Origin of the sequence: Malonomonas rubra (genome assembly GCF_003247215.1) — a bacterium.
Taxonomy (GTDB): domain Bacteria; phylum Desulfobacterota; class Desulfuromonadia; order Desulfuromonadales; family Geopsychrobacteraceae; genus Malonomonas; species Malonomonas rubra_A.
Map to the genome: position 1 here is coordinate 1 of NZ_QKAP01000045.1, position 3,371 is coordinate 3,371.

Consider the following 3,371-nt stretch of genomic DNA (forward strand, 5'->3'; position numbering starts at 1 on the left):
TCTTCAAGCAGGTCGAGCAGCTTCTTGCTGCTTGCTTTCATCTCAAGTCGGTCATTGTAACCATAGCTTTTAATGTAGTCTTCCAGTATTTTGTCGCTTGCGAGTGCCGGGGTGTGTGACAGTAGGATGGTCAGCAGGGCGAAGGTGAAAACTTTCATGAGAGAGATCCTTTGAAAAAGATGTCAGGCGGTTGAATAGATCAGCCAGGCGCCGCCGGCCATCACCAGCAGGCCGCTGATCCGCTTGATCCAGCGGGTCCCCTGCGAGCATTCATTCCAGTTGAGATAGTGCTGCACCTTCTCGGTAAACGTTCCGGCCAAAACGATCACCGTACAATGCCCCACACCATAAGCAAACAACAGGGAGAATGTATAGAGCATATTATTGTTTGCTTCGGCGAAGGCAACGGCTATGACCGGCCCCATAAAGGCAAAGCTGCAGGGGCCCAGCGCAAGTCCGAAAAGCATTCCGAGGATCAGCGCGGCGAGAAATCCCTTACGCTCCATTTCCACCGGCAACGGGCCAGACCAGGGAAGCGGCAGCAGTTCCCAGAGGTGTAGGCCGAAAAGTAGAAAGATTCCCGCCACAAGCCAGTTTCCCCATGGACCGAGGTCGCCGAGCATGCGCCCAGCCAGGGCGGTCAGTAGACCGATCAGGGCAATGGAGACAAGAATGCCGATAGCGAACAGGTTGGAGATAATGAACGCCCGACGGGTGCTGATAAGCCCCTGCCCGTCGATAAAGCCGACAATCAGTGGGATGCTCGCAAGGTGACAGGGGGAGAGTAGGATGCTCAAAACTCCCCAGCCGGTTGCTGCGGCAAGGGCCAGCAGAGGGGTGCCTGAGGTTGCCTGACTCAAACTGCTGAGCAGCTGTTCAATCGTCATTTTTCGTCGGCAAAGTCATAGCCGAGTTGCTGCCACTTGGCAAGAATCTCCTCCCGGCTGAAAAAACCGGTGTGACGGTACAACTCGGTCCCATCTGGGGCGTAGAAGATCTGGGTCGGAATCATTCGCACCCTGTAACTTTCCGCTTCCTGACTATTCTTCCAGGCATCGACAAATTTGACTTCCAGTCGCCCAGTAAAATCCTCTTTCAACTGATCGAGGATCGGGGCCATCTTGATGCAAGGGATGCATTTGTCTGCGCCCACATCAACCAGCTTGGGCAATGCTCCTGCCCAACTTGTGATCGCAGAAAAACCAAGCAGCAGTGTCGCAATAAGCAGTTTTCTCATTTTTTTAGCCCAGCAGCCTTTCTATTTCATCCGGACTGGGGACCTTGCCGGTGGTCAACACTTTGCCGTCAACCGCCAATCCGGGAGTGGTCATTACACCGAATGCCATGATATCGTTTAAATCTTTGATTTTGATCAGCTCGTAGGCTAGCCCCAAGTTGTCGGCGGCCTGGCGGGCGTTGGCAGCTAGTTTTTCACATTTAGCACAGCCAGTGCCAAGAATCTGTATCTTTTTCATCTTGTATCTCCCTTCAAGTTAAAAGATTGCTCCATAGAGCAGACCGCTGATGGTCGCCATAGTAACCACTAGCAGGACGAAAACCACGGTTTTTTTGCTGCCCATCACACTGCGGATGACGAGCATGTTCGGCAGAGACAGCGCCGGTCCGGCCAACAGCAGGGCCAAGGCCGGTCCTTTGCCCATTCCGGCGCCGAGCAACCCCTGCAGGATCGGCACCTCGGTGAGGGTGGCAAAATACATAAATGCTCCAAACACCGAGGCGAATAGGTTGGCACCGACCGAGTTACCGCCGACCAGTGAGTTGATCCAGCTAGACGGAATCAGCCCTTCTTCCCCAGGACGGCCGAGTAGCACGCCAGCGATCAGCACACCGATCAGCAACAGAGGCAGAATTTTTTTTGCGAAGTCCCAACTCTCTTCGAACCACTGGCCCATCTCCCCATCGCGGGTCGATTTCAGGTTGCTTAGCATAGACAGGCCGATGACGCCGAAGGTAAAGGCCAACTCCGGGTGTTGAGGTTGGATGATCGCCATCAGCACGGCCGGAATTGCTGTTAGCAGGATACGCAGAAAACCGAGCTGGAACCAGGTTGCTAACATCAGCGCCAGAGCGATGGAACAGCCGCTGGCAATATACCATTTACTCACGTAAATAGCGTGCCAGAGACCACTTGGCTGATCAGTTTTTCCCCAGTTGGCAAAAACCAGAATGCCGACCATGGCAGCGAAATAGAGTGCTGTCTGCCACAGCGGACGACCGTCACTGTCATCCATCATTACGGGAGCTGCCGCAGCTTTTTCCGCTTCTTCGTGCCGGAAAAAGAAGTGCATCAGCAAACCGATCACGACGGCGAAGATCACAGCTCCGACAGCCCTGGCGATGCCCATTTCCGGTCCAAGGATGCGAGCCGTGAGGACCATCGCCAGAATGTTGATTGCCGGGCCAGAGTAGAGAAATGCGCAGGCAGGGCCAAGTCCCGCGCCCATTCGGTAGATCCCAGCGAACAGAGGCAAAATTGTGCAGGAGCAAACCGCGAGGATGGTTCCGGAAATCGCCGCGACGCCGTAAGCGAGGATTTTTCTGGCGTTCGGTCCCAGATATTTCATCACTGCCGCCTGGCTGACGAAGACTGCGACTGCGCCGGCGATAAAGAAGGCCGGAACCAGACAGAGCAGCACATGTTCGCGGGCATACCATTTGGCCAGATGCAGTGCTTCAAGTACCGCTCCCTGTACCCGTGGCAGTTCAACCGGCAGGTAGAAGCAGATCGAGAAGATCGCGATGATCCAGAACAGCGGTCTCCATTCCGTTTTTATATCCATGAAAAAATCCTATTTAATTGAAAAAACTACCGACTAAGCAGGGCGGAGTGCTGTTTGGCCTGCTCTTCAAGAACCGATTCGACACAACCGAAAAAGTTCAGGATACAGGGGACGCGCAACCGATAAAAAACCTGGTTGCCTCGTTTTTCGTCAGCGACAATTCCGGCCTGTTTGAGAACCGAAAGGTGCTTTGAGATGGTTGATATGTCAGCGCCGATCTGTTCGGCAAAGTCGCATACGCAACGTTCGCCTTGTTGCAGTTCTTCGACGATATAGAGGCGGCTGGGATGGGCCAGCGCCTTCAGTATATTTGCTCGCGCCTCTAGGTGATTTTTTCGTGCCGAATCCATGTGAAACTCCTTTGGCTATTTGGCAATATTGCCAAATAGCCAAAGGATGTCAAGAATTTTTTGAAATTTAGGCGAAGAGGAGTATGTTCAGAAAGTTAAAAATTCCCCTTTCTTGGTGGCGAAATTTAGCCTATAATGGCGAGAATTTCCCATATATTATGGCTTGCGGTGAAGGGATGAGGGATGGGAGGAGAGCTTCTTCGGGTCTTATTGATCGATG

5 protein-coding genes are annotated in these 3,371 nt (G+C 53.1%); all 5 read right to left on the reverse strand.

Annotated features, from left to right (window positions below):
* Positions 1-182: 182 nt before the first annotated feature.
* Genes Q7J88_RS04205 through Q7J88_RS04225 form a run of 5 tightly spaced genes read right to left on the reverse strand, consistent with a single transcriptional unit; the run spans position 183 to position 3,151 of the window.
* Positions 183-887, reverse strand: coding sequence for a cytochrome c biogenesis CcdA family protein (locus Q7J88_RS04205; RefSeq protein WP_303720904.1), 705 nt, complete (start codon positions 885-887; stop codon positions 183-185).
* Positions 884-1,237 carry a co-chaperone YbbN gene (locus Q7J88_RS04210; protein WP_303720905.1) on the reverse strand — a complete coding sequence of 118 codons (354 nt, stop codon included), beginning with the start codon at positions 1,235-1,237 and terminating at the stop codon, positions 884-886. The genes Q7J88_RS04205 and Q7J88_RS04210 overlap by 4 nt, the downstream gene beginning before the upstream one ends.
* 4 nt (positions 1,238-1,241) lie before the next feature.
* Positions 1,242-1,475 carry a thioredoxin family protein gene (locus tag Q7J88_RS04215; protein ID WP_303720906.1) on the reverse strand — a complete coding sequence of 78 codons (234 nt, stop codon included), beginning with the start codon at positions 1,473-1,475 and terminating at the stop codon, positions 1,242-1,244.
* Positions 1,476-1,493: 18 nt separating this feature from the next.
* Positions 1,494-2,801, reverse strand: coding sequence for a permease (locus Q7J88_RS04220; RefSeq protein ID WP_303720907.1), 1,308 nt, complete (start codon positions 2,799-2,801; stop codon positions 1,494-1,496).
* Between the two features lie 26 nt (positions 2,802-2,827).
* Entirely contained in the window at positions 2,828-3,151 is a 324-nt protein-coding gene (locus Q7J88_RS04225) for a helix-turn-helix transcriptional regulator (protein ID WP_303720908.1), read from the reverse strand.
* Positions 3,152-3,371: the final 220 nt, after the last annotated feature.